This is a genomic window from Bacteroidota bacterium (genome assembly GCA_008933805.1).
GTDB lineage: Bacteria > Bacteroidota > Bacteroidia > UBA8524 > UBA8524 > SB11.
In genome coordinates this window covers 450,763-472,343 of record WBUH01000001.1, presented here as the reverse complement: position 1 = coordinate 472,343, position 21,581 = coordinate 450,763, and the positions used below count along the sequence as shown (strand labels likewise).

Annotated in this window: 23 protein-coding genes and 1 tRNA gene; 15 read left to right on the top strand and 9 right to left on the bottom strand. The window is 42.3% G+C overall.

From position 1 onward, the window contains the following. Window positions 1–19: 19 nt before the first annotated feature. Together F9K23_02170 and F9K23_02165 are read right to left on the bottom strand one after the other, a co-directional pair. Window positions 20–394 (bottom strand): nuclear transport factor 2 family protein, encoded by a 375-nt coding sequence (locus F9K23_02170; protein KAB2918982.1) that lies wholly within the window; start codon window positions 392–394, stop codon window positions 20–22. Window positions 395–421: 27 nt separating this feature from the next. Further along, window positions 422–862: an SRPBCC domain-containing protein gene (locus tag F9K23_02165; protein ID KAB2918967.1), complete on the bottom strand. Its 441-nt coding sequence runs from the start codon at window positions 860–862 to the stop codon at window positions 422–424. Window positions 863–994: 132 nt separating this feature from the next. Here F9K23_02165 and F9K23_02160 point away from each other — a divergent pair, with 132 nt between their 5' ends. Beyond that, the gene (locus tag F9K23_02160) at window positions 995–1,981 is read left to right on the top strand and encodes a helix-turn-helix domain-containing protein (GenBank protein ID KAB2918966.1); all 987 of its coding nucleotides are present in this window, start codon (window positions 995–997) and stop codon (window positions 1,979–1,981) included. A 60-nt stretch (window positions 1,982–2,041) separates the two neighbouring features. Here the strand turns inward: F9K23_02160 and F9K23_02155 are convergent, their stop codons facing one another. The 4 genes from F9K23_02155 to F9K23_02140 all read right to left on the bottom strand — a co-directional run bounded on the left by F9K23_02155 (window position 2,042) and on the right by F9K23_02140 (window position 7,675). Next, window positions 2,042–4,408 (bottom strand): endonuclease MutS2, encoded by a 2,367-nt coding sequence (locus F9K23_02155; protein KAB2918965.1) that lies wholly within the window; start codon window positions 4,406–4,408, stop codon window positions 2,042–2,044. Between the two features lie 98 nt (window positions 4,409–4,506). Further along, window positions 4,507–4,986 (bottom strand): DUF1905 domain-containing protein, encoded by a 480-nt coding sequence (locus tag F9K23_02150; GenBank protein ID KAB2918964.1) that lies wholly within the window; start codon window positions 4,984–4,986, stop codon window positions 4,507–4,509. 114 nt (window positions 4,987–5,100) lie between these two features. Then, window positions 5,101–6,075 (bottom strand): deoxyhypusine synthase family protein, encoded by a 975-nt coding sequence (locus tag F9K23_02145; GenBank protein KAB2918963.1) that lies wholly within the window; start codon window positions 6,073–6,075, stop codon window positions 5,101–5,103. Between the two features lie 499 nt (window positions 6,076–6,574). After that, window positions 6,575–7,675: a Glu/Leu/Phe/Val dehydrogenase gene (locus tag F9K23_02140; GenBank protein KAB2918962.1), complete on the bottom strand. Its 1,101-nt coding sequence runs from the start codon at window positions 7,673–7,675 to the stop codon at window positions 6,575–6,577. Between the two features lie 84 nt (window positions 7,676–7,759). On the opposite strand from F9K23_02140, the gene F9K23_02135 reads away from it, so the two are divergent. The 8 genes from F9K23_02135 (at window position 7,760) to F9K23_02100 (ending at window position 13,831) form a co-directional block, all read left to right on the top strand. After that, entirely contained in the window at window positions 7,760–9,547 is a 1,788-nt protein-coding gene (locus F9K23_02135; protein ID KAB2918961.1) for an ABC transporter ATP-binding protein, read from the top strand. A gap of 131 nt (window positions 9,548–9,678) precedes the next feature. Continuing rightward, window positions 9,679–10,005 carry a PUR family DNA/RNA-binding protein gene (locus F9K23_02130; GenBank protein ID KAB2918960.1) on the top strand — a complete coding sequence of 109 codons (327 nt, stop codon included), beginning with the start codon at window positions 9,679–9,681 and terminating at the stop codon, window positions 10,003–10,005. 104 nt (window positions 10,006–10,109) lie between these two features. Next, window positions 10,110–10,721 (top strand): DUF4199 domain-containing protein, encoded by a 612-nt coding sequence (locus tag F9K23_02125; GenBank protein ID KAB2918959.1) that lies wholly within the window; start codon window positions 10,110–10,112, stop codon window positions 10,719–10,721. Further along, window positions 10,718–11,119 carry an SRPBCC family protein gene (locus tag F9K23_02120; GenBank protein ID KAB2918958.1) on the top strand — a complete coding sequence of 134 codons (402 nt, stop codon included), beginning with the start codon at window positions 10,718–10,720 and terminating at the stop codon, window positions 11,117–11,119. The genes F9K23_02125 and F9K23_02120 overlap by 4 nt, the downstream gene beginning before the upstream one ends. Then, a complete protein-coding gene (locus F9K23_02115) occupies window positions 11,112–11,876 on the top strand; it encodes a 1-acyl-sn-glycerol-3-phosphate acyltransferase (protein KAB2918957.1) in 765 nt (254 codons plus the stop codon). The genes F9K23_02120 and F9K23_02115 overlap by 8 nt, the downstream gene beginning before the upstream one ends. Then, complete coding sequence (gene gatC, locus F9K23_02110; protein KAB2918956.1) at window positions 11,866–12,159, top strand: Asp-tRNA(Asn)/Glu-tRNA(Gln) amidotransferase subunit GatC; 294 nt, start codon at window positions 11,866–11,868, stop codon at window positions 12,157–12,159. Before F9K23_02115 ends, gatC begins: the two co-directional genes overlap by 11 nt. Window positions 12,160–12,198: 39 nt before the next feature. Further along, the gene (locus tag F9K23_02105) at window positions 12,199–12,918 is read left to right on the top strand and encodes an ABC transporter ATP-binding protein (GenBank protein ID KAB2918955.1); all 720 of its coding nucleotides are present in this window, start codon (window positions 12,199–12,201) and stop codon (window positions 12,916–12,918) included. A 133-nt stretch (window positions 12,919–13,051) separates the two neighbouring features. After that, window positions 13,052–13,831, top strand: coding sequence for a methyltransferase domain-containing protein (locus tag F9K23_02100; protein ID KAB2918954.1), 780 nt, complete (start codon window positions 13,052–13,054; stop codon window positions 13,829–13,831). A gap of 3 nt (window positions 13,832–13,834) precedes the next feature. On the opposite strand, the gene F9K23_02095 is transcribed toward F9K23_02100, so the two are convergent. From F9K23_02095 to F9K23_02085, 3 genes are all read right to left on the bottom strand, one after another. Beyond that, window positions 13,835–14,902: a winged helix DNA-binding domain-containing protein gene (locus tag F9K23_02095; protein ID KAB2918953.1), complete on the bottom strand. Its 1,068-nt coding sequence runs from the start codon at window positions 14,900–14,902 to the stop codon at window positions 13,835–13,837. Continuing rightward, window positions 14,895–15,434: a damage-inducible protein DinB gene (locus tag F9K23_02090; GenBank protein ID KAB2918952.1), complete on the bottom strand. Its 540-nt coding sequence runs from the start codon at window positions 15,432–15,434 to the stop codon at window positions 14,895–14,897. The genes F9K23_02095 and F9K23_02090 overlap by 8 nt, the downstream gene beginning before the upstream one ends. A gap of 90 nt (window positions 15,435–15,524) precedes the next feature. Beyond that, on the bottom strand, window positions 15,525–16,967 hold the full coding sequence (locus F9K23_02085; protein ID KAB2918951.1) for a hypothetical protein: 1,443 nt from the start codon (window positions 16,965–16,967) through the stop codon (window positions 15,525–15,527). A gap of 135 nt (window positions 16,968–17,102) precedes the next feature. Here F9K23_02085 and F9K23_02080 point away from each other — a divergent pair, with 135 nt between their 5' ends. The 6 genes from F9K23_02080 to F9K23_02055 all read left to right on the top strand — a co-directional run bounded on the left by F9K23_02080 (window position 17,103) and on the right by F9K23_02055 (window position 21,514). Beyond that, complete coding sequence (locus F9K23_02080) at window positions 17,103–17,657, top strand: NUDIX hydrolase (GenBank protein ID KAB2918950.1); 555 nt, start codon at window positions 17,103–17,105, stop codon at window positions 17,655–17,657. Window positions 17,658–17,706: 49 nt separating this feature from the next. After that, window positions 17,707–18,336, top strand: a complete 630-nt coding sequence (locus F9K23_02075) for a hypothetical protein (protein ID KAB2918949.1) — start codon at window positions 17,707–17,709, stop codon at window positions 18,334–18,336. 227 nt (window positions 18,337–18,563) lie between these two features. Then, a complete protein-coding gene (locus F9K23_02070; protein ID KAB2918948.1) occupies window positions 18,564–19,430 on the top strand; it encodes a pirin family protein in 867 nt (288 codons plus the stop codon). Between the two features lie 86 nt (window positions 19,431–19,516). Further along, the gene (gene rseP / locus F9K23_02065; protein KAB2918947.1) at window positions 19,517–20,839 is read left to right on the top strand and encodes an RIP metalloprotease RseP; all 1,323 of its coding nucleotides are present in this window, start codon (window positions 19,517–19,519) and stop codon (window positions 20,837–20,839) included. A gap of 3 nt (window positions 20,840–20,842) precedes the next feature. Beyond that, on the top strand, window positions 20,843–21,382 hold the full coding sequence (hscB, locus tag F9K23_02060) for a Fe-S protein assembly co-chaperone HscB (protein KAB2918946.1): 540 nt from the start codon (window positions 20,843–20,845) through the stop codon (window positions 21,380–21,382). Window positions 21,383–21,430: 48 nt separating this feature from the next. Then, a tRNA-Leu gene (locus F9K23_02055) sits at window positions 21,431–21,514 on the top strand. Window positions 21,515–21,581 lie beyond the last annotated feature (67 nt).

The following is a 21,581-nucleotide window of genomic DNA, read 5'->3' as shown; positions in this document are numbered from 1 at the left end:
TACAATGTTAGTTGGCAGATTATACCGTATAGAAAAACTGTTCTAATACAATTTTCCCATACCTCACCTCGTACAGCATTATTTCATTGATTTGGATTCGGCCGAAACCACTAACGGTAATGTCCATTTCCCTACCGACTGTAAAAAAGCTGCCTGCAACCTGGGGTGTAGTAGTGTGCATCCTATGAACGTCGGTAATGTTCTTTACAAAATCTTCGCCCTTTTTACGCACATTAGCTTTACCCTCAGCATAACCCATATAAGGAGAACCGGCGGGGTCAATACTTCGTACGTCCTCTGCAAAAAGTTCGTCTTGTATCTCAAACCATTTCTCTTGCATGGCCAGTTCATTAAACCTTGCGGCCACTTCTTGCACACCAAATGCAGCATTCATTGTTTCCATAGCTTATTCTCAATAATGTTAGTTAGAACTTACCTTCTCCCCTTTCGCAATCAGTTCTACCAAACTGCCTTTTATGTAATGGCTCCAACCGTCAAAACAGGCATTATAACATTCCACCTCGGGGTTAAGGCCGTGGTGAGTAAAAAGCAATTGGGTTTTGTCTTGCTCCCTTGTAATTTCAAAACTGATTTTAGTTCCTGTCCACTCGGTTTTATCCTCAATAAAACTTAGGTAACTATCCAAAACCAACCATACCACTTTTTGGTTGGGCACTACTTCAACCAAACGTTGTTTTGAGTAGTGCATATCTTGGTAACGGTATATGAATTCATCGTTCAATTTTTCTGAATCGCCCTCAAGGGTTTCAGACCACCAGCCGCGAACGTTATTAACAGCATTAAACACTACTTCGGGTGTTTGGTCAACAATAAGTGTAAAGGTTAAATCTTGTGTTTTCATAGTGATAGATGTTAAGTTGTTTGTTATAACAACTGCAAATATGGTGACTGCAATTAACCTTACAGGGGTGTAAAACAGACCATTAAGCGGGTTGATTTGGACAACATAAATCACCACCTTTGTTCAAAACCTATGAAACACCTTACCATAATAGTACCTGACGGTCATAACAATCTCAGCAGCATTGTTGGGACTTATAAAATATTTATGAGAGCGAATAAATATTGGAAAGACAGCGGCAGGGACGAGGTGTTTAAAATTGAACTGGCAGGCATATCAAAAGAGGTAGAGTTTTTTGGAGGCTTATTTACTGCCCGCCCCCACACCGATATAATAGACATAGCCAAAACTGACCTTATTATTATCCCATCATTGAACCACAACTACAATGAGGCGATAAAAGGCAACGTAAAAGTGATTGACTGGCTGGTGAATCAATACAAAAACGGGGCTGAGGCAGCGAGCATTTGTACAGGGGCCTTTATGCTGGCCGCTGCCGGATTGCTTGACGGCAGAACCTGCTCTACTAATTGGGCAGCGGCGGATAGCTTTAGAACGATGTTTCCCAAAGTGGATTTACAAACGGATAAGCTGATAACTGACGAAAACGGCATTTATACTTGTGGCGGGGCTTACTCTTTCTTAAACCTGATTATTTACCTTATCGAAAAGTATTACGACCGTACGACGGCTATTTTTTGTTCAAAGGTTTTCCAAATTGAAATTGACAGGCAAAGTCAATCGCCGTTTGCCATTTTCACAGGCCAAAAACAACACGGAGATGAACTGGTGCAAAAAGCACAAGCCTATATTGAGCAGAACCTGAATGAGAAAATTTCGATGGAGCAGTTGTCGTCGCAATTTGCAGTTGGAAGGCGCAACTTTGACCGTCGCTTTATAAAAGCTACGGGGAATACTCCGGTTGAATATGCGCAACGTGTGAAAATTGAAGCTGCAAAAAAAGCATTTGAAACCACGCGTAAAACCATCAACCAAGTAATGTACGATGTGGGTTATTCTGACGTGAAGGCATTTCGGGAAGTGTTCCGCAAGATTACAGGATTATCGCCGTTAGAGTACAGAAATAAGTATAATAAAGAGTCAGCTGTAATTTATTGATTTGTTGACTTGAAGATTAAATGTCTAAATCTACAAGTCAACAAATCTTCAAATCAAAAATTAGCGCAGCGTAACAATGCTCACGCCTTGCCCGCCCATTTCAACGTGTTCGTCGGCAATAGATTGCACCACCTTTAGCTTTTTAAGGTAATCGCGCAGCAGCTTGCGAAGGATACCGTCGCCTTTACCGTGTACAATGCGTAAACGTTCAAAGCCCAGCACTACCGCCTTATCAATAAAGTTTACCGCTTCATTCATAGCCTCCTCTCCCCTCATTCCGCGCAAATCAATCTCAGGTTTAAACTCAAGCATCTTTTCGTTCAAGTCAAAGCCCTTAAAGGTTTCCTTTATCTTCTTGGCTTCCTTCATGCTTATTTTTTCCAGCTTATCAAGGGCAATGCTGCTGCGTAAGTCGCCAAACGCTACCACTGCTTTGTTCCCTTTCACACTCACAATATCACCCACCACAAACTGGCCTTTAATACGTACCTTATTCCCCTCCGCCAAACCATCCTGAGGCAGCACAGTTATTTTCTCTGCCATCACTTCCTCGTTCAACTTCTCACGCTTGGTTTCGAGGGTTTTACGAGCCTTTTCGGTTTGTTCTTTCTCTGCTTTCGATTCTTTAATAGTACGGATGGTAGTTTCAATCAACTGATTCGATTGGTTGATAATCTCCAACGCATCTTCTTTGGCCTTACGCAACAATTCTTTCTTCTTCTCCTCAATCTCTTGCTTTAACTGTGTGTAATGACTCATCAGCTTATCCACGTGTTCCTGCTTTTGGTCAAGCGAGGCTCTAAGTTCTACAACGTCGTTGCGCTCACTTTCTAAGCGAACAATCAGTTCGTCAACGTTCTTTTGCTTGGTACCAACCTTCTTGCGGGCTTTCTCAATCACACGTTTGTGTAAACCAATTTTTTCGGCCACTTCAAACGCAAACGAGCTACCGGGTTTGCCAATCTCTAACCTGAACAGCGGTTTCAATTGTGCGGTATCGTAGGCCATACTGGCGTTAACCATTCCTGCAGAATTGTTGGCCAATACTTTTAGGTTACTAAAGTGCGTGGTAATTACACCATACGCCTTTTGTTGGTTCAACTCCTCCATAATGGCTTCGGCCATAGGACCACCAAATTGGGGGTCGGTACCTGTTCCCATCTCATCTACCAAAAACAGGGTTTTCCTGTCGGCAAAATTGATAAAATGTTTAAGGTTGGTAAGGTGAGAACTGTACGTACTAAGGTCGTTATCCAGTGATTGTTCGTCGCCGATATCAATAAATATCTGTCCGAAGATGCCCATTTGCGATTTCTCGTGCATGGGCACGGGTACACCGCTTTGTATCATGTATTGCAGCAACCCGAGTGTTTTAAGGGCTACCGACTTACCACCCGCGTTGGGGCCTGATATTACCATAATACGCTGCTGGGGGTTCATGTCTACATCCAGCGGGATAATATCCATGCCCTGTGCTTTGTGGTTCATCCACAAAATGGGATGGTAGGCGTTTTTCCAAACAAACGAGGTCTTGTTCTCAATTTTGGGAACAATGGCCTGAATTTGCAACCCGAAAGAGGCTTTCGCCCGCACAAAATCTATCACGCCCAGTTTGTGGTAATACTCGGTAAGGATAGGTGCTTCGGGGGCAATTTCGGCTGATATTTGACGGAGAATGCGTTCAATCTCGCGACGGCGTTCTATTTGCAACTCGCGCAACTGGTTGTTTAGCTCCAATATCTCGGTAGGCTCTATGTAATACACGTGCCCCGTTGCCGATTCATCGTGTACCAAACCGGGTATTTTACGTTTATGTTCGGCCAAAATGGGAATTACCAAGCGGTTATCACGTACCGATACGTCGGTATCGGCAGCCCAGCCTTCGCTTTGGGCACGGCGCAAAATGCTGTTTACTTTGCGTTGCAACTCACGGTTGGCTTCTACAATTCCGGCTTCAATATCCAGCAACTCGTGCGAGGCCGACGGTTTCATGTTCCCGTCTTTGTCAAGTATGCGGTCTATTTTACGGATAATGGTATCGTCAAACTTAACGTCTCTGAACAACTCTGCTAATTGTGGGTACAAGTCTTTCTTAGTCTCCACAAAACGGGTTACCTGCCCGAAGGTGGACAATGAAAGCCGTATTTCGTGCAATTGGAATTCGCTCAGGAAAAAGCCTTCAACGCCCAAATGCTTGAAGTGGCGGGTAGCGTCGATGTAATTATCCGAAGGAAAGTTATTCTCGGTTTGCAGGATGCGCAAAAACTCGTCGGTTTGTGCCAAGCGTTGCACCACTTTATCATAAGCGGTGCTAAACTTCATTTTATCTACAAATGCCGCCCCTAAAGAGCTAAGGCATTTTTCGCGTATTTTATTTCGTATGATATCGAAGCCTAATTTCTCTTCGATGTTAAAAGGGTAATTCATTGTGAATTTATATCTTCATTAAGTAGTAAGCATAAAACACATTCTAATGCTCACTACACAGTTTTGTAAAAATGATAATTGATTAATGATAACTGAGTTTATTTATCAGTTGGATTTTTCTTGCCTGCCATCAGCTTTTCAAGGGTTTGTGCAAGGCGGGTTTGTTTGGTTTCCTCACGTTTAGCATCGCTTATCCATCGGGCATACTCCTTGCGGTTGGTAAATGAAAGTCCGTCAAACAACTGTTTTGCAGCAGGGTTGGCGGCCAATAGCTGCCCAAGCTCATCGGGCAACTCGACTACCCTTTCTTGAGTATCGCGCTCAACCACTACATGAATGGTATCGCCTACCTGTTTCCCGATTTTCTCGCGAATGGCTCTTAGTACGGGGAAAATATGACAGCCTGTCCCCATATTCATCAGCGAGCCTTTGTAAGATTCGCCTTCAATAAGGGCAGTAATAGGCACACGGCCTTTGCTACCAAAAACTTCCTCTACGTTAAAAGGTACTTCGGCATATACACCTCCGCCATCACCGGCAGAAATTAAAACGGCATCAAATTCTATTTTTTTGTTCATTTCACTCACCCCTAAAGGGTTTTTCAACTAATTTATCAATGGCTGCCAATATAAACGGGCAACGTTACTTTTCTGATAAACTGCTTACTTGGGGTGAGTGGAGGGAAGAAGCCCTTACCAGCCCAGCAAATAAGCGAATATCAAGGGGGCTACGATGGTGGCATCAGACTCAACAATAAACTTAGGTGTATTAATGTCTAATTTACCCCATGTAATTTTTTCATTGGGCACCGCACCGCTGTATGAACCGTATGATGTGGTTGAATCACTGATTTGGCAGAAATAGCTCCAAAACGGAACATCATGCCACTCCAAATCCTGATACATCATAGGCACCACGCAAATGGGAAAATCTCCCGCAATACCGCCACCTATCTGGAAGAAACCTACGCCTTTGCCACCGCTGTTTTTACGGTACCAATCGGCCAACCATACCATGTATTCTATACCGCTTTTCATGGTGCTGGCTTTCAGTTCACCTTTTATGCAGTAACTGGCAAAAATATTACCCATGGTACTGTCTTCCCAACCGGGAACAATAATGGGTAGGTTCTTTTCGGCTGCTGCAATCATCCAACTGTGCTCAACGGGTATTTCGTAATTTTCTTTCATTACACCGCTCAACAACAGTTTATACATATACTCGTGAGGGAAGTAGCGCTCGCCGCTGTCTTCGGCATCTTTCCATATTTTGTGTATATGGCGTTGTATGCGGCGGAATGCTTCCTCCTCAGGTATGCAGGTATCGGTAACACGGTTAAACCCTTGCTCAAGTAAGTCCCACTCTTCTTTTGGGCTCAAATCACGGTAGTTAGGCACACGCTTGTAATGGGTATGCGCCACAAGGTTCATTATATCTTCTTCAAGGTTTGCCCCTGTACAGCTTATAATCGCCACTTTGTCCTGACGTATCATTTCTGCCAATGAGATGCCCAATTCGGCTGTACTCATAGCACCGGCAAGACTCACCAACATTTTACCGCCTTCAAGCAGGTGGGTTTCGTAGCCTTTGGCAGCATCAACCAAAGCAGCGGCGTTAAAATGACGATAGTGGTGGGTGATAAACTGTGATATAGGTCCTTTTGTCATGATTTGTAGGGTCTAAAAAATTTAGGGTGCAAATATAATTGGTGAGCAGCCAATGGGCAACTGTTAATTTATGGGTGTTTAGTGGTGAGTGATTAGAGATTGAAATACCCGCGAATGGTTTAAACCATTCGCGGGTTGATACAATGCAAAAGAGGCGGGCTTTATGCCCGTCTTATTCGTGATTACCGAAACTGCTTATTTGTTAATCCCCCCGAATATAAAATTCGGGCTATTGAGTATTAGCGCCCGAAGGGTTTTAAACCCTTCGGGACGTATCCCGTAAAAGAGGCGGGTTTTATACCCGTCTTAGTATAATTACCGAAACTACAATTTGTAATTCCCCCGAATATAAAATTCGGGGCTTTGGGTATTTTCGCTTCGAATGGTATAAAACCATTCGAAACGAACCCCTTCGAGGCGGGCTTTATCTCCGTCGCCAAAAAACAAAAAAGCCTGTGTGCAAACGCACACAGGCTTTAGTATCGGTTAATCTTATGGATTAATACGTTGAACGTAGTTTCATTGTATCGTGAATACGCTTCTCAGCAAGTGCTATTGCAGCAGCTTGCGGGTGAGTATTGTGCGCATCAGCGTGAGAATAAATGTTCAAAATGGTGTTGTAAATATTCTCAGCTTGTGAGTAGGCTTTCTCTTTGTTGTAGCCTGTCCACTCGCTGTAAACGTTAATCAAACCACCTGCATTAATTACAAAGTCAGGTGCATACAAAATGCCTTTTTCTTTCAGCATAGGTCCGTGTACCTTTTCGTCAGCTTGTTGGTTGTTAGCTGCGCCGGCCACAATGCTGCACTTCAATTGAGGGATAGTTTGGTCGTTCAGTATGGCACCCATAGCACAAGGTGCAAAAATATCAACGTCTAAGCCAAAAATATCATCTCCGGGTACTACAATAGCACCAAAAGTGTCGTTAGCTTTTTTAAGGATGTCTTGGTTAAGGTCGGTAACATAAATTTTAGCTCCCTCGTTGTGCAAATGCTCCAACAAGTGGAAACCTACTTTACCAATACCTTGTACTGCCACAGTTTTGCCTGCCAAACTGTCGTTACCCCATGCTTGCTTGGCAGATGCCTTCATACCCATGTAAGTACCGAAAGCCGTAACGGGCGAAGGATCGCCGCCGCCGCCTGTCCACTCGGGCAAACCTACAACGTGCTCAGTTTCCATGTTCACGTACTCCATATCTTTAGTAGTAGTGTTCACGTCTTCAGCAGTGATGTATTTACCGTTTAGGTTCTCAACAAAACGCCCGAATTTACGGAAAAGAGCTTCGCTCTTTTGTGTTTTAGCGTCGCCAATAATAACCGCTTTTGCTCCGCCAAGGTTCAATCCGCTAATGGCAGCTTTATACGTCATTCCGCGAGAAAGACGCAAAGCATCATTTATGGCATCCTTTTCGTTGTTATAAAGCCACATGCGGGTACCACCCAACCCCGGTCCCAAAACCGTGTTGTGTATGGCAATAATGGCTTTTAGGCCGGTGTGGTTGTCTTGGCAAAAAACTACTTGTTCGTGATCGAACGTAGAAAGTTGCCCAAATAGGTCAACCTGTGTGGCCTGAATGTTTTCTTTAGTTTCCAACATAATGTGATAATTTTGTGCGGTTTTAAAAAGATGCCGCAAAAGTAATTTTTTTTGGCTTAACATAACCCTATTTTTAATATTCCCTTGAAAACCTTATCTACCCTTAATAAATACCTGTTTAAGTACCGCTGGAAGTTGCTGTTGGGTACTTTGTTTGTAACCGTTTCTAACATTTTTGGCGTATGGATTGGCCCGCTGGTGAGCGAAGCCATGAGCGAAGGCAAAAAAATAACCGATGCACCCGGTTTTGTAATAAATGACAGCTCCGTTGAAGCAATTGGCCGCGTGAGCCTTTACTTTTTTATGCTGATTGTGGGCACCACGATACTAAAAGGTATCTTCATGTTCTTTATGCGTCAAACCATTATTGTGGTATCAAGGCATATTGAGTACGACATGAAAAACGACATTTATGCGCACTACCAAAAATTGTCTCAATCATTTTACCGCAAAAACAATACGGGCGATTTGATGAACCGCATCAGCGAAGATGTAGGACGCGTGCGCATGTACATTGGCCCAGCGATTATGTATTTTATCAATACCATCACCCTGTTTGTGATTGTTATCGGCATCATGCTTTCTATTAATGTTGAGCTAACGCTGTACTCACTGATACCACTGCCCATTTTGGCCATTGCTATCTACTATGTGAATACCATGATTGAGCAACAGAGCGATAAAATACAATCGCAATTATCAAAAGTAACCAGCTTTACGCAAGAAGCATTTTCAGGTATCAAAATCATCAAAGCATTTGCCAAAGAAACCGCATCGCAACGTGCTTTTGAAAAAGAGTGCGAAGATTATAAAGATAAATCGATGAAGCTGGTGAAGGTGGATGCGCTGTTCTTCCCTCTAATAATGATGCTGGTGGGGCTTAGTACTTTGCTAACCATTTTTATAGGCGGTAAGCTGGTAATTGCCGGAGAGCTAACCTATGGTAATATTGCCGAGTTTGTGATTTATGTGAACATGCTTACATGGCCGGTGGCATCATTGGGTTATATTACATCGCTGGTGCAAAGAGCCGCCGCTTCACAAGCCCGTATCAATGAATTTTTAGATACCCAGCCCGAAATTGTAAATACCAGCCACCAACCCTTTGATTTTAACAACGCCATTGAGTTTGTGAATGTGGGCTTTAAGTATGAAAATGCCAAACAAAAGGCATTAACCAATATTAATTTCAGTATACAAAAAGGACAAACCTTTGGTATTATTGGCTCTACAGGCTCGGGTAAAAGTACCATAGCATCGTTGCTATTACGTTTGTACGATGTGCAGGAAGGCCAAATATTAATTGACGGAAAACCTCTTAGTGCTACTAATCTTGAAGATTTTAGGGAGCGTGTGGGCTATGTGCCACAAGATGTGTTTTTGTTTAGCGATAGTATTTCTGAAAATATTGCTTTTGGCTTAAGTAACCGCGAAAACCCGCACGAGAAGGTGGCTCAAGCTGCAAAACAGGCTGATATTTATGATAATATTATGGATTTTCCGAAGCAGTTTGAAACCATGGTAGGTGAGCGCGGTGTAACGCTTTCGGGAGGCCAAAAACAACGTGTAGCCATTGCAAGGGCAATTATTAAAGAGCCTGAAATTTTATTGCTCGATGATTGCTTATCAGCGGTAGATACTAAAACCGAGGCTACTATTTTGACTAATTTTAAAGACATTTTTCAAGATAAAACTGCGATAATTATCAGCCACAGAATCTCCTCAGTAATAGGTGCTGACAACATAATTGTACTTGATGACGGCGAGATAATTGAAACCGGAAATCACAAAACCTTGCTAGACGCAGGCGGCAAGTATGCCGAGCTATATTATAAGCAGATGCGCGAAGAGGTAGAAGACACTACAGCATAATGTAATAAAACTCCTTGTTCTATCCAAAAAAAAAATTCGACTAAAATTTGCAAATAATGCCCGCAACTTTCTATTTTTACAGAAATATTGGAGTAATTGCAGAACTAAACGAAACGCAATAGAGGATTAAAATGGAGGATTTTAACAAAAATGATAGAGATGAGATTTACTCAAAAAAAATAAGGGCAGGAAAACGCACCTATTTTTTTGATGTTAAATCTACCCGTGGGAATGACTATTACATAACCATTACCGAGAGCAAAAAAAGGCAGGATAACGGGATGTATGTGAAGCATAAAATCTTTTTATACAAAGAAGATTTTAACAAATTTATGGATGCCTTGAACGACACCATAAACCACGTGAAAAGCGAGCTGATGCCTGAGTATGATTTTGAGGAGTTTAACCGCTCACAAGCTGAATACTCGGAAGACTACGACCGCGCCGACGAAGCATAAGACTTTTTCCTTAAAAATATTAACTGTCTTTTTTGGGCAGTATAAAAGCATTTATATGCCTTTGGTAATGTATTTTTGCCGAAGGCATTTTTTATTGAACCAAAATGAAACAAACGTATTTGTGGGGTGCGCTAGCCGGAGCATTTATCCTTATTGAAACCTTAGTCGGCAACCAATTAGATATTTTTAAAGACCCTTCTACCAAACTCTACATCCTGGTTATCAACCTGCTTACGCTAGGTTTAGGGATTTACCTTGCGCTAAGGGACTATAAGCAACGTAACAACGGGCATATTTCTTTTGCGCGTTGTATGTTCAACGGTATTCTTATTTCTGCAATGGCGGCGATAGTTACGGCTATCGGATATGTTATTTATTTCAACTACATAAACCCTGATGTTAAAGTAACTTATATGAAAGAGGCTGAGACCTTTTTTGTAAAAGAAAAAGATTCAACAGCCACCACAATTGTCCAATACAAAGAGAATTTTGTGGTGAACTATAATGATACTGTTCGCACAACACAAGCCGACAGACCTCGTATTGAACAAATGGCTTCTGACTCAGCAAAAGTGGTACAAACCAAATTAGATAAAGCCGGACAGCTTTTCACCTTTTCAGGTGCAGTCATTTCATTTACAGGCCCGTTGGTTCTAATCGGCTTGCTTTTATCCGTTATAGTAGCATCAGTAATAGCAACCAGAAAACAACAATGACAGTAATTGAAGCAGGCCAAACGGCTATAAACAAACCTTCGGCAGAAGTATTTGCTTTTTTGGCAGATTGTAACAACCATAAACAGCTAATGCCCGCACAGGTAATTAACTGGCAAAGTACTGAGGTAACTTGTAGTTTCACTATCCAAGGCACGGCTGATTTGGCATTGAGGATGAAAGAAACTATTGAAGATGCTCTGATTGCTCTTGAGCCGGACGGCAGAAAACCTTTTGACTTTATGCTGAAATGGGTGATTAACCCTGCTGCAAACGGATGCACAGTAAACGCCATACTTGAAGCTGATTTGAATATGTTTTTGAAGATGGTGGCAGTGAAACCACTTGAAAACTTCTTAAAATATCAGGTTGAGCAATTAAAAACTGTGATGAATGGCTAGAAAAAAAGCCTCTAAAATACCCCACCCTAATGCTTTGCAACGCATACACGGCTGGTGGTTTTTCTTTTTACTGGGCTTTGGTTTTATAGTGTTGTATCCTTGGTTTGCTATCACCCTTTCACACAAAAAAATGTATCCGGCTGCCCACTTCGGGCGTAAAGTGTGGGGATGGTTCCTGATGACCTTATCGGGTTTATGGTTAAAAGTGGAGTTTGAGGAAGAATTCGACCCAAAAAAGACATACGTTGTGGTGGCTAATCATACTTCGTACGTTGATATTCCCGTTATTACTTGCGGATTGCCCGGGTATGTAACTTTTATGGCAAAAGCTGAGTTGGAACGGATACCCGTTTTTGGACGGTTTTTCAGAACAATGGATATAGGGGTTGACCGTAAAAGCCCGCACAATGCTGCGGCGGCTTTCAAGCTTGCCAATAAACGGATGCAAGAAGATGGCACCAGTATTGTGATATTTCCGGAAGGTACTATCGGTACGTGGGTACCCGATTTGGGAAGATTTAAAGACGGCCCATTTAAGGCAGCGATAGCATCAGGCGCTTATGTATTGCCGGTTACTTTACCTGATAACTGGATAAAAGTACCTGAATACGGACCCTTTGCTGCCCGCCCCGGAAAGCTGCGAATGTATGTTCATCGTCCTATTGCGGCTGCCCATCTAAAACCCACTGATGCAGAGGAGTTGAAACAAAATGTTTTTCATATTATTGAAACAAAATTGAACGAATATGCAAGTTAACGATGAGTTGGTAAACCATCTTTCGCACTTGGCAAAGCTTGAGTTTGAAGCCGGTGAACGTGATGCCATTAAAGCCGATTTGGAAAAAATAATCGGTTTTTGTGAACAGTTGAACCAAGTAGATACCGAAGGAGTTGAGCCGCTGATTTATATGACCGAAGACGTAAATGTATTGCGTACGGATGAGGTAAAAGGCCACTTGAATAAAGCCGAAGCTTTATTTAATGCCCCTAAGAAGGATAGTGATTATTTCCGCGCACCAAAGGTGATTGATAAAGGCTGAGCTACATTTCAACAACTTTTAATCCCAAATTAAAATTCCATGAGTGCATTAATCCATTTACAACATATCCAACGCAGGTATATTATGGGCACCGAGGTGCTGTATGCTCTTAAAGATGTAAACATCGAAATATTTAAGGGTGAATACGTGGCTTTGATGGGACCTTCGGGTTCGGGAAAATCTACCTTGATGAATGTATTGGGAGCATTGGATACCCCAACATCGGGCACTTATATGCTGAACGGGAAAGATGTGAGCAGCATGGGGGATAATGAGCTGGCCGATATCCGTAATCAAGAAATCGGGTTCGTATTTCAAACGTTTAACCTATTGCCCCGTTTATCGTCTCTTGAGAACGTGGCGTTGCCCTTAATATATGCAGGGATAAAAAAAGAAGAACGTTTGGAGCGCGCCATGGAAGTGTTGAAATCAGTGGGTTTGGGCGACCGTGTTAACCACCGCCCGAATGAACTGTCGGGAGGCCAGCGTCAACGTGTTGCCGTGGCCCGCGCACTTGTAAACAGACCCAGTATTATATTGGCCGATGAGCCTACCGGTAACTTGGATACCAAAACCTCTGTTGAAATAATGCAGTTGTTTGAAGATTTACACAAACAAGGCAACACTATTATTGTGGTTACCCACGAAGAAGATATTGCACAGCGCGCCAAACGCATTGTTCGCTTACGCGACGGTTTGGTGGAGAATGCTGACGGTACAATACCCGAATGGCAATTGCCTAAGTTGGAAATGGCTTAGTACCTTTTCAACCCTCGTCAGTTTATAATTTTGCTCATTGATTGCTTAAACTGATTGAACCTACTTATACTCCATTTCAAACTAATTGAGTATTTTTTGTCTAAAAAAATCACGTCGTAAACACACACATCGCATGACGACCTATAACACCATTGGCAGCCAATACAATCAAACACGTACCGCCGACCCGTATTTGGCGCAAACGCTTTTTGGATTATTACAGCCACAACCTGAAGGGGTTTGTTTGGATATAGGGTGCGGTACGGGCAATTATACTATCACGCTGGCCCACAAAGGCATTAACATGGTGGGTGTTGAACCTTCAACATTGATGTTAGAGCAAGCCAAAACCAAAAGTCAATCGGTGAAATGGCAATTAGGCAGTGCAGAGAACATTCCGTTTACCGACAATTATTTTGACGGAGCGATAGGTACTCTTACCATTCACCACTGGACTAATTTAATTCTTGCTTTTAAAGAGCTGTACCGTGTGTTGAAACCCAATGCCCGTATGGTAATTTTTACCTCAACGGCTGAGCAAATGCAAGGGTATTGGCTCAATCATTATTTCCCTAAAATGCTTGAACGCTCAATCCGTCAGATGCCATCATACACCGCTATTGAATCCGCTGTTTCGGAAGCGGGATTAAACATTACTGCCAATCATAAGTACTACGTGAAAAACGACTTGCAGGACAAGTTTTTGTACGTGGGTAAAAATCAACCTAAACTATACTTTGATGCTCAAATACGTCAGGGTATTTCTTCGTTTGCTGCCCTGGCAAACAAAGAAGAAGTGGAACAAGGACTTGCACAACTTGCTACTGATATTGAACGCGGAACTTTTGAAAAAGTTAAAGCCCGCTATAACGATGAGTTGGGTGACTACTTGTTTGTAGTAATCGAAAAATAAGTATCAAACAAAAAACACTTCTGCTTTTACCCCAAAAAAGGTTGCGTATTTCTCGCATGCCGCTTCTATTTGCTTTCGCAGGGCCTTTTCTGGTTTTGTAAACATACTAACTTCAAAAACAGCTGTCTTTTTGTTGATAGTTCGTCGCCAGCAGCCCTTCAGTACTCCGTTAATCATCACGGTGCTGTCAAAAGTTAAACTACCTTGGGGTTTTGCAACATCCATAAATACCTCGTTTACTTTATATCCTATCACATATTCATCGTAGGTAGGCAACATCCAAACGTTATCAGTATTACTATTTTCAATCGGCATTAAAGGTGTAAACCAAAACTCATGCTTTCCCACCATTTCTGATTGTAAGCTGTTTCCGGCCAAGCTTATCCCCTCTTTCACATCCCCTATTCTCAAACCGCTCCATTTGGCCATATCATGTATGGTGGCAGGCCCGTGCCCGTCAAAATAACGCCGAGTAAACTGTTCCAAAGCTTCTTCTCGTTTCAAGGGCTTAGTGGCTGGTACCCGCTCATCCATTAGTGCATAGGTAAACTGTTTTCCCTTTCGTGGGCCGCTGCAAATAAGTCCTTCAAGCTCTGCCTGCATCATTATATAAGCCAGCCGTAACGTATCTGTCTCTATTCCGTGCTTATCAAACTCTTCTTTCAGCTCTTCACGTGTAAGGTAGTTATTATCACGCAGTGCCTTTTCAATAATAGAATTGCATTGCAAAAACACTTTTGCATCCAACTGTTTTTGCCGATAGTAGTAATCGCTAAGGGCATGAATGTAGGGTGCAGTAAGTTGCAGTAAACTGCGTATATCCTGCGGAGCCACAAAATGCCACGTAGGCCTAAGCACGTGTGTTCGCAGTATCTCGCCCGCATTAAAGGCAGCATCAATCAACTCGTCGGTTGTGCCGGGCAAACGCAAGCCCAGTGCCCATTTGGCTCCTGCATATTCTTGCGATTGCACAGCTACCAAAGCAGTCACCAATTCAGCAGCGTTGGTATGCGGCTGTCGGGTAAAATGCTGCCTTTGCAAGCGCTGCTCAAGTATTTCTTCCTTAGTCATGTAATGCGCGTTTCACACGTAGAAGATAAAACATAAAATCAGTCATGGGTGCATCCGTAAACCCTAAGTTACGTCCCATGGTTATTACTTGCCCCCTATGGTAAATACTGTGGCAAAACGCGTGTTGCAAGATTTCGTAGCGAGATACGGTATGATCGCCCACATAGGGTATGGAGAAAAAGCAATCGCCCATTAACTCATCTTCGGTAAGAGCCTGTACATACAATGCTGTATTTTCAGATTGCTCCAGTAGCCCCTCGATAATATCCTCAAGTGTTCCGTCAAACCCTTCCCACGTGAACGATTTTGTAGCCATACCCTGTAATCTTGCTATCCAACCTTGTTCAACATCCCAAATGTGCATCAATGTTTTTTGCAAAGTAGGGAAGCTTGAGGGTATGTTTTTGGTAAACACTTCAACTGGTTTGGTCTTCAGCCAATCAACCAGTGTTTTGTTAGCCCATTGGTTATAGGCAGCAAAATCCTCCATTTGTGTTTTAAGTGAAATTTCGGTGGTTTGTGTAAGTATCATAGTAGTGTTATTAGTTTATGATACAAAACAACAGCGGGGTTATGACAGCCCTATGTCAGTAGTGTTTCTGTAGTAGATTTTTTTTACAAACTACTGTTTATCAACCCGTACAGCCTCTACAATATTCACATAATCCAAATCTGGATTGAGTCTTTTAAACGTATAGTTACTGTCAAACTGCAAATAATAGTTTTGGGCTTGGGTAGGGGCTAAAGTGATGATAAAATACCTATCCACCGATTTAATTTTTTGCGGGTCTGGCTCCCATTGTATAGCGTGTAAGGGTAAATATCCCTGCATGGCATACTTATCTACTTCGTGCAAATACACCACTGCACTATCACTATAGTAGTTTTGTTTAAACCACCCCAAATTTTGATTAGTATGATACGTAGTAAGCAGATTGTTGTAATAAATATCACAGCGGTTTACTTCGTTTTTCAGGTCATCGGCTAATCGTAGCTGGCTGTGTCCTTTTGCATCCTGCAAGCCCCAAATAAAACCAAGTGTAACAACAAAGTGAAACGAAGTAGCCATCATAGAGCGTTTAATAAAGCCTTCGTGCAAATGGGTGTACAACACCCCCACTATAATTGCCAGCAAAGGACATATCCATAAAAACACCCTATCAAAAGGTCTATCGCCGCGTATATAGCTAAAGACAAAGGGCAAAATAATTACAACTGCCAGTGCAATCACTATTCGCATATCAGCTTTTTTGGCCACTGCAAACCATAACCCCCACAGTATAAGAATAAGAGATATGTAATACGGTTTTAGCAAATACCTAACTATTTGTAAGGCTTCGTTCCATATCTCAGCCCTGAACATCCCCGCTGATTTCACATAGTCGTTACTAATTACCTGTTTAAAAACGGGAAGGTATAATACAATGGCAATCACAACTCCACTCCCCACAAACAACGCCGCCTTTGCATGAACTGAATTTACAGCCTGTTTAAAGCCTTCCTTAGCTAATGTCCGTAAGCACATTGTTCCTGCAACGGCTAAGAACGCAATCACAGGGTATAGATTAGAAGGGATAGTATAAATAAACAATGCTGTGAATACACTTGCCCATACACCCCACTTTGCTTTGCGGGTTTGGTAATAGGCTAACAGCCTGTTGGTTATCAATGTAATCAGCATTATACTAAGCCCATACCCTCTTACCTGCGTTGCGTAGTTATAAAAAGGCAGCATAGCCATAAGGGCAACCATGCCCACTACGCACCATTGTTGTTTTGTAGCCCTGTTTACGGTGGCGGTTACAGTAAACAATGCTCCCGCACTAAATAACGCGGGCAATAACCTAACTACCCAAATGGATTGCACGGCTTCGGCAAAGGTGTGTATGCCCCATAATTTCAGCCAGCCGTTCATCAACAGGCTAAAAAAGATATGATTATTGGGGACAGGGTAATCGGTAACGGTTTTTTTGAAGGGTACAAGAATGAACTCTTCTAAACTCATCACCTCATCGTACCAAAAATCAACCAAAAACAGGGGGCGCAAGTAGTGTAGATAGGCCATAACTAAAAACCAAAGCGCTATTACATTGAAACGTTTTTGTACTTGTGCCTTGTTTATCAATACTTGTGGTTTTTTAACCAAAATAAAACCCCACAGGGCGTAGTAAAAAGATATTTTTGAAAAAACTTTACAAACGTGAGTCAGGAAAACCCTTGGACGACTTTATCATCAGAGATTGTGCACGAAACCCCTTGGGTTCGCATTAACCACCATAAGGTAATAAACCCCGGCGGCAGCAATGGCATTTATACAGTTACCGAGTTTAAAAACCTTGCTATTGGAGTATTACCGCTTGACGATGACTATAATACTTGGATTGTGGGCCAATACCGCTACCCTATTAACCAATACAGTTGGGAAATACCAGAAGGCGGCGGTCATTTGGATGTGGAGCCGATAGAGAGTGCCAAGCGTGAATTGCAAGAGGAATGCGGAGTGATAGCCCGTGATTGGCAGCTATTACTCACCAGCCATACCAGCAACAGTGCTACTAACGAATATGCCTATATGTATGTAGCAAAGGGATTGAGCTTTACCGAACCACACCCCGACGATGATGAACGTCTTGAGGTGCGCAAACTGCCTTTTGCTGAATTGTACCGCATGGTAATGGATAACGAAGTGACCGACAGTCTTACGGTAATGACGGTGCTTAAGGCCAAAATATGGATGGACGAGGGAAAGATTTGATAGCATGAGATTACAGCTGTTTCTTTTTTGTTTATTGCAGTTAGGCTGTTTGAAGCCTGAACAAAACCATAAATCCATTGAAGGGGAATGGTTTTTGGTAAAAGACAATTACAAATCAGGGTGGGTAATCTACACACTCGACTATCTGAATATTGAAAATGACAGTGTAACAGTTGTAACATCATGGCTTAACCGCATACAGGAAAAAGTGATTGTCACTGAAAGTTCCCTAAACATTGGCACGCAATCTTTCCCTGCAAAGTTTTATCCTGATAGTTTGATAATAGATGGCAACAGGTATGTAAGAGGAAAGCCTTCTTATTATTCTGAACCTCTTATGATTATTGATCTAATTACCGATAGCTGTAAAAAAAGTATAGAAATGAGAAGTATCATTGAAAATACCATTACAGTAGGCTATAAAAGGGGAACCGATACTGCCTTATATTACTGGCAAGGAAACTATTATAACGATTTAGATACTTTAACAAAACTCTTAACCCCAATTCATAGCTGGGAGCCTCAAACAGCAAACATAAACCTACTTTTTGAACGCGAACTAAAAATGGGTACAGTGGTTGATTTGAAAAATGCACTTCGCTCATTAGGTTATTTCAATATATACTTTATAAGGCTTTCGAAAGGAAAGACTAGCCTTTTTTGTGACCTCGGCAAGTAGATATTTCTTCAATCTAAGGTGGGTTAAAGCCCTCCGCAATAAAATTACAGGATATAAAATCCTGTTCTTTAAAATTTTAGCGCGGAGCAGGGTTTAAAACCCTGCTCCGCGCTGCAACTCTCAAAGCGATGGGCTTTATGCCCGTCGCAAAAACGCTCCTACCAACAACTAACCACCAAAAACCACTTTGGCTCAACATTTGTATTTACAAATGAAATCTTACGACAATGAGCCGAAAAGTAATTAAAACATACGCTGCCACAAGGGAGTTATTAGCTCCGGGTATGTATATAAACCGTCCCTTACCCAACAGGGAATTGAAACATTTTGACCCTTTTTTATTGCTTGACCAAATGGGACCTACACAACAAGGTCCCGGACCCCAAAAAGGTACTGATGAGCATCCGCACCGCGGTTTTATTACCCTTTCCTACATTCTTGAAGGAGAGATAGAACATAAAGACAGTATGGGTAACCACGGTATTGCCAAATCGGGGGGAATGCAATACATGATAGCAGGGAGCGGCATTATTCATTCAGAAAAACAAAGCAAGGACTTTTCGTCGCAAGGAGGTTTGTTGCATGGTTTTCAGTTATGGATAAACCTGCCTGCCAAGCACAAAGGCCACAAACCTGAGTACTTTAACCTGAATGACAGTGAAATACCACGCCACAAGTTTGAAAACGGTGCCTATTTGAAAATACTTGCCGGAAGTTACGGCGAGCTTGCTTCACCTGTAAAAACCTTCAGCCCTGTGTTTGTGTACCATTTGCACTTACCTGCTAAAACAGATGTGATGCTACAAGTACCGCTTGATTACAACATTTTTGCTTACGCACCCAAAAATGAAGTATTACTGGGAGAAGATAAAACCCCTGTGGGTAGCTACCACATGGCAATATTTGACGAACACAGTGTTGGCTTGCCCATTAGCAACCCATCTGACGAAGACCGTGACCTGATGCTTTACGGCGGTGTGCCCATCGGCGAACCGATTGTTCCTTACGGTCCTTTTGTGATGAACAGCTTTAAAGAAATACAAACGGCCATTATGGATTATGAGGCGGGCAAATACGGCGAAATAGACTTTTAATAGTTTAGCCGTAGCCACTCAACGAAAAAAACTACCTTTGCGACTCGAAATTTGTAATATCGCCCACAAATAATAAATAAACATAGATGGATGTATTGGTAATGGCCGGACAGTTGATTCTATCACTGGCCATTTTGGTAACCCTGCACGAGTTAGGACACTTTTTAGCCGCTAGGGCTTTTGGAATTAAGGTAGAAAAATTCTACCTGTTTTTTGACGCATGGGGAATAAAACTATTCAGCTTTAAAAAGGGCGATACAGAATACGGTATAGGCTGGCTGCCATTGGGCGGCTATGTGAAAATTGCCGGTATGATTGATGAATCGTTGGACACTGACCAATTGAAACACGATCCAGAACCTTGGGAGTTTCGCGCCAAACCGGCATGGCAACGCCTAATCGTAATGATTGGCGGTGTTACTGTAAACGCCATTTTGGGTATATTAATTTTTGCCTTTTTAGCTTTTGGCTACGGTCGTGAATCTGAGCCGATGGAAAAAGCCATACACGGTATTGCAGCCCTTGATTTGGGTCGCAGTGTAGGCTTTGAAGACGGTGATAAAATTCTAGAAATTGACGGTAAGAAAGTAACCACTTTTAGGGAGGTAACCAACCCCAACCATTACTTGGACGGTGCTGTATATACAGTAGAACGCAATGGAAAAAGGGTAGATATTACATTACCTAAAGGGTTTATAGACAGTATGGCGGATAATAAGAACAACTTTATCGCCATGCGTACAAAATTCACGGTTGACTCAACCTATGTGAACGCAAACGGTAAAAGCCCTGCTCTTAAAAGAGGTGACAAAATCATTGAGATTTACGGTCAGCCTGTTAAGTATTTCCACGAGTTTACCAAATTAGTCAGAAAACACCCGCAACATTGGGCACCGCTAAAAGTGGTTCGTGACAAAGACACGATACAACTGGTAGCAAATATTGATAAAAACGGCAAAATGGGCATTGTTCAAAAAACCGATTTGCCCGACACCATTATTGTTGAGCGCTTTAGTTTTGGCCAAAGCTTTGGTGTGGGTTATGATTTAGCCGCTGAAAACCTAAGCCTTAACGTGCGTTTCTTCGGCAAAATATTCCAAGGCGAAGCCGATGCTTCTAAGTCACTGTCAGGCCCTGTGGGCATTGCTCAGCAATTTGGCAGCGATTGGGACTGGCAACGTTTTTGGAACCTAACCGGTTTGCTATCGGTAATCCTTGCCTTTATGAACTTGCTTCCCATCCCCGCACTTGACGGCGGACACGTTGTATTCTTACTGATAGAAATGGTAAGCGGCCGCCCATTGCCCGAAAAATTCCTGCACGTGATGCAAGTAATCGGTATGGTGATATTGCTGTCGCTGATGGTGTTTATCTTCGGTAACGACTTTTATAAAATTTTCACCAAGTAAGGTTTGACATCTGTTAACTATTTTGAGTTTTTTGGCCTGCCGGTTGCTTTTAATATTGATGAGAAGCTGCTAAAGGACAAATACTACCAGAATACCCGCAGCTATCACCCCGACCATTTTGGACAGGAAGACAGTGCTAAACAAGCTGAAATGCTTGAGATGAGCACCCTGAACAATAATGCCTACAAAACCTTAAAAGATTATTACCGCCGTGTACATCACATTTTGGATTTGCAAGGATTGGTAACCGAAGGGGATAAACACTCGTTGCCTCCTGATTTTTTAATGGAGATGATGGACATTAACGAGGCGTTGATGGAGTTTGAATTAAACCCCGACCAGACCATGATTGCAGGGCTGCAAAAGCAAGTTGAAGACCTTCAAACAGACATAAACGGACAACTTACTGAAACAGGTATAAAATTCGACGCAGCAAATGATGCTGAAAAACAAACACTTCTGTTAAAAGCAAAAGAAATTTATCATAAACGTAAATATATTTTGCGCTTAATAGAAACTTTACATACATTTGCAACCCCTTAATTATCCCTGCTACCCTGTAGCAGCGCGGTAGTAAAAGGAAAACTACCTGCCCAGGTGGCGGAATTGGTAGACGCGCTGGTCTCAAACACCAGTGAGCTAACACTCGTACCGGTTCGACCCCGGTCTTGGGCACAACCCCGAAAGCCTTTCAGAAACCCTGAAAGGCTTTTTTGTTTATTACTTAGTTCTATTTTTGTTT

Excerpts from the sequence above, each read along its gene's own strand:
- F9K23_02145 (KAB2918963.1), bottom strand. The coding sequence starts at position 6,075 with ATGACAAAAGGACCTATATCACAGTTTATCACCCACCACTATCGTCAT.
- F9K23_02155 (KAB2918965.1), bottom strand. The coding sequence starts at position 4,408 with ATGAATTACCCTTTTAACATCGAAGAGAAATTAGGCTTCGATATCATA.
- F9K23_02140 (KAB2918962.1), bottom strand. The coding sequence starts at position 7,675 with ATGTTGGAAACTAAAGAAAACATTCAGGCCACACAGGTTGACCTATTT.
- F9K23_02160 (KAB2918966.1), top strand. The coding sequence starts at position 995 with ATGAAACACCTTACCATAATAGTACCTGACGGTCATAACAATCTCAGC.
- gatC (KAB2918956.1), top strand. The coding sequence starts at position 11,866 with ATGCAAGTTAACGATGAGTTGGTAAACCATCTTTCGCACTTGGCAAAG.
- F9K23_02165 (KAB2918967.1), bottom strand. The coding sequence starts at position 862 with ATGAAAACACAAGATTTAACCTTTACACTTATTGTTGACCAAACACCC.
- F9K23_02170 (KAB2918982.1), bottom strand. The coding sequence starts at position 394 with ATGAATGCTGCATTTGGTGTGCAAGAAGTGGCCGCAAGGTTTAATGAA.
- F9K23_02150 (KAB2918964.1), bottom strand. The coding sequence starts at position 4,986 with ATGAACAAAAAAATAGAATTTGATGCCGTTTTAATTTCTGCCGGTGAT.
- F9K23_02115 (KAB2918957.1), top strand. The coding sequence starts at position 11,112 with ATGGCTAGAAAAAAAGCCTCTAAAATACCCCACCCTAATGCTTTGCAA.
- F9K23_02120 (KAB2918958.1), top strand. The coding sequence starts at position 10,718 with ATGACAGTAATTGAAGCAGGCCAAACGGCTATAAACAAACCTTCGGCA.
- F9K23_02125 (KAB2918959.1), top strand. The coding sequence starts at position 10,110 with ATGAAACAAACGTATTTGTGGGGTGCGCTAGCCGGAGCATTTATCCTT.
- F9K23_02070 (KAB2918948.1), top strand. The coding sequence starts at position 18,564 with ATGAGCCGAAAAGTAATTAAAACATACGCTGCCACAAGGGAGTTATTA.
- rseP (KAB2918947.1), top strand. The coding sequence starts at position 19,517 with ATGGATGTATTGGTAATGGCCGGACAGTTGATTCTATCACTGGCCATT.
- F9K23_02090 (KAB2918952.1), bottom strand. The coding sequence starts at position 15,434 with ATGATACTTACACAAACCACCGAAATTTCACTTAAAACACAAATGGAG.
- F9K23_02095 (KAB2918953.1), bottom strand. The coding sequence starts at position 14,902 with ATGACTAAGGAAGAAATACTTGAGCAGCGCTTGCAAAGGCAGCATTTT.
- F9K23_02105 (KAB2918955.1), top strand. The coding sequence starts at position 12,199 with ATGAGTGCATTAATCCATTTACAACATATCCAACGCAGGTATATTATG.
- F9K23_02100 (KAB2918954.1), top strand. The coding sequence starts at position 13,052 with ATGACGACCTATAACACCATTGGCAGCCAATACAATCAAACACGTACC.
- F9K23_02085 (KAB2918951.1), bottom strand. The coding sequence starts at position 16,967 with ATGGCCTATCTACACTACTTGCGCCCCCTGTTTTTGGTTGATTTTTGG.
- F9K23_02130 (KAB2918960.1), top strand. The coding sequence starts at position 9,679 with ATGGAGGATTTTAACAAAAATGATAGAGATGAGATTTACTCAAAAAAA.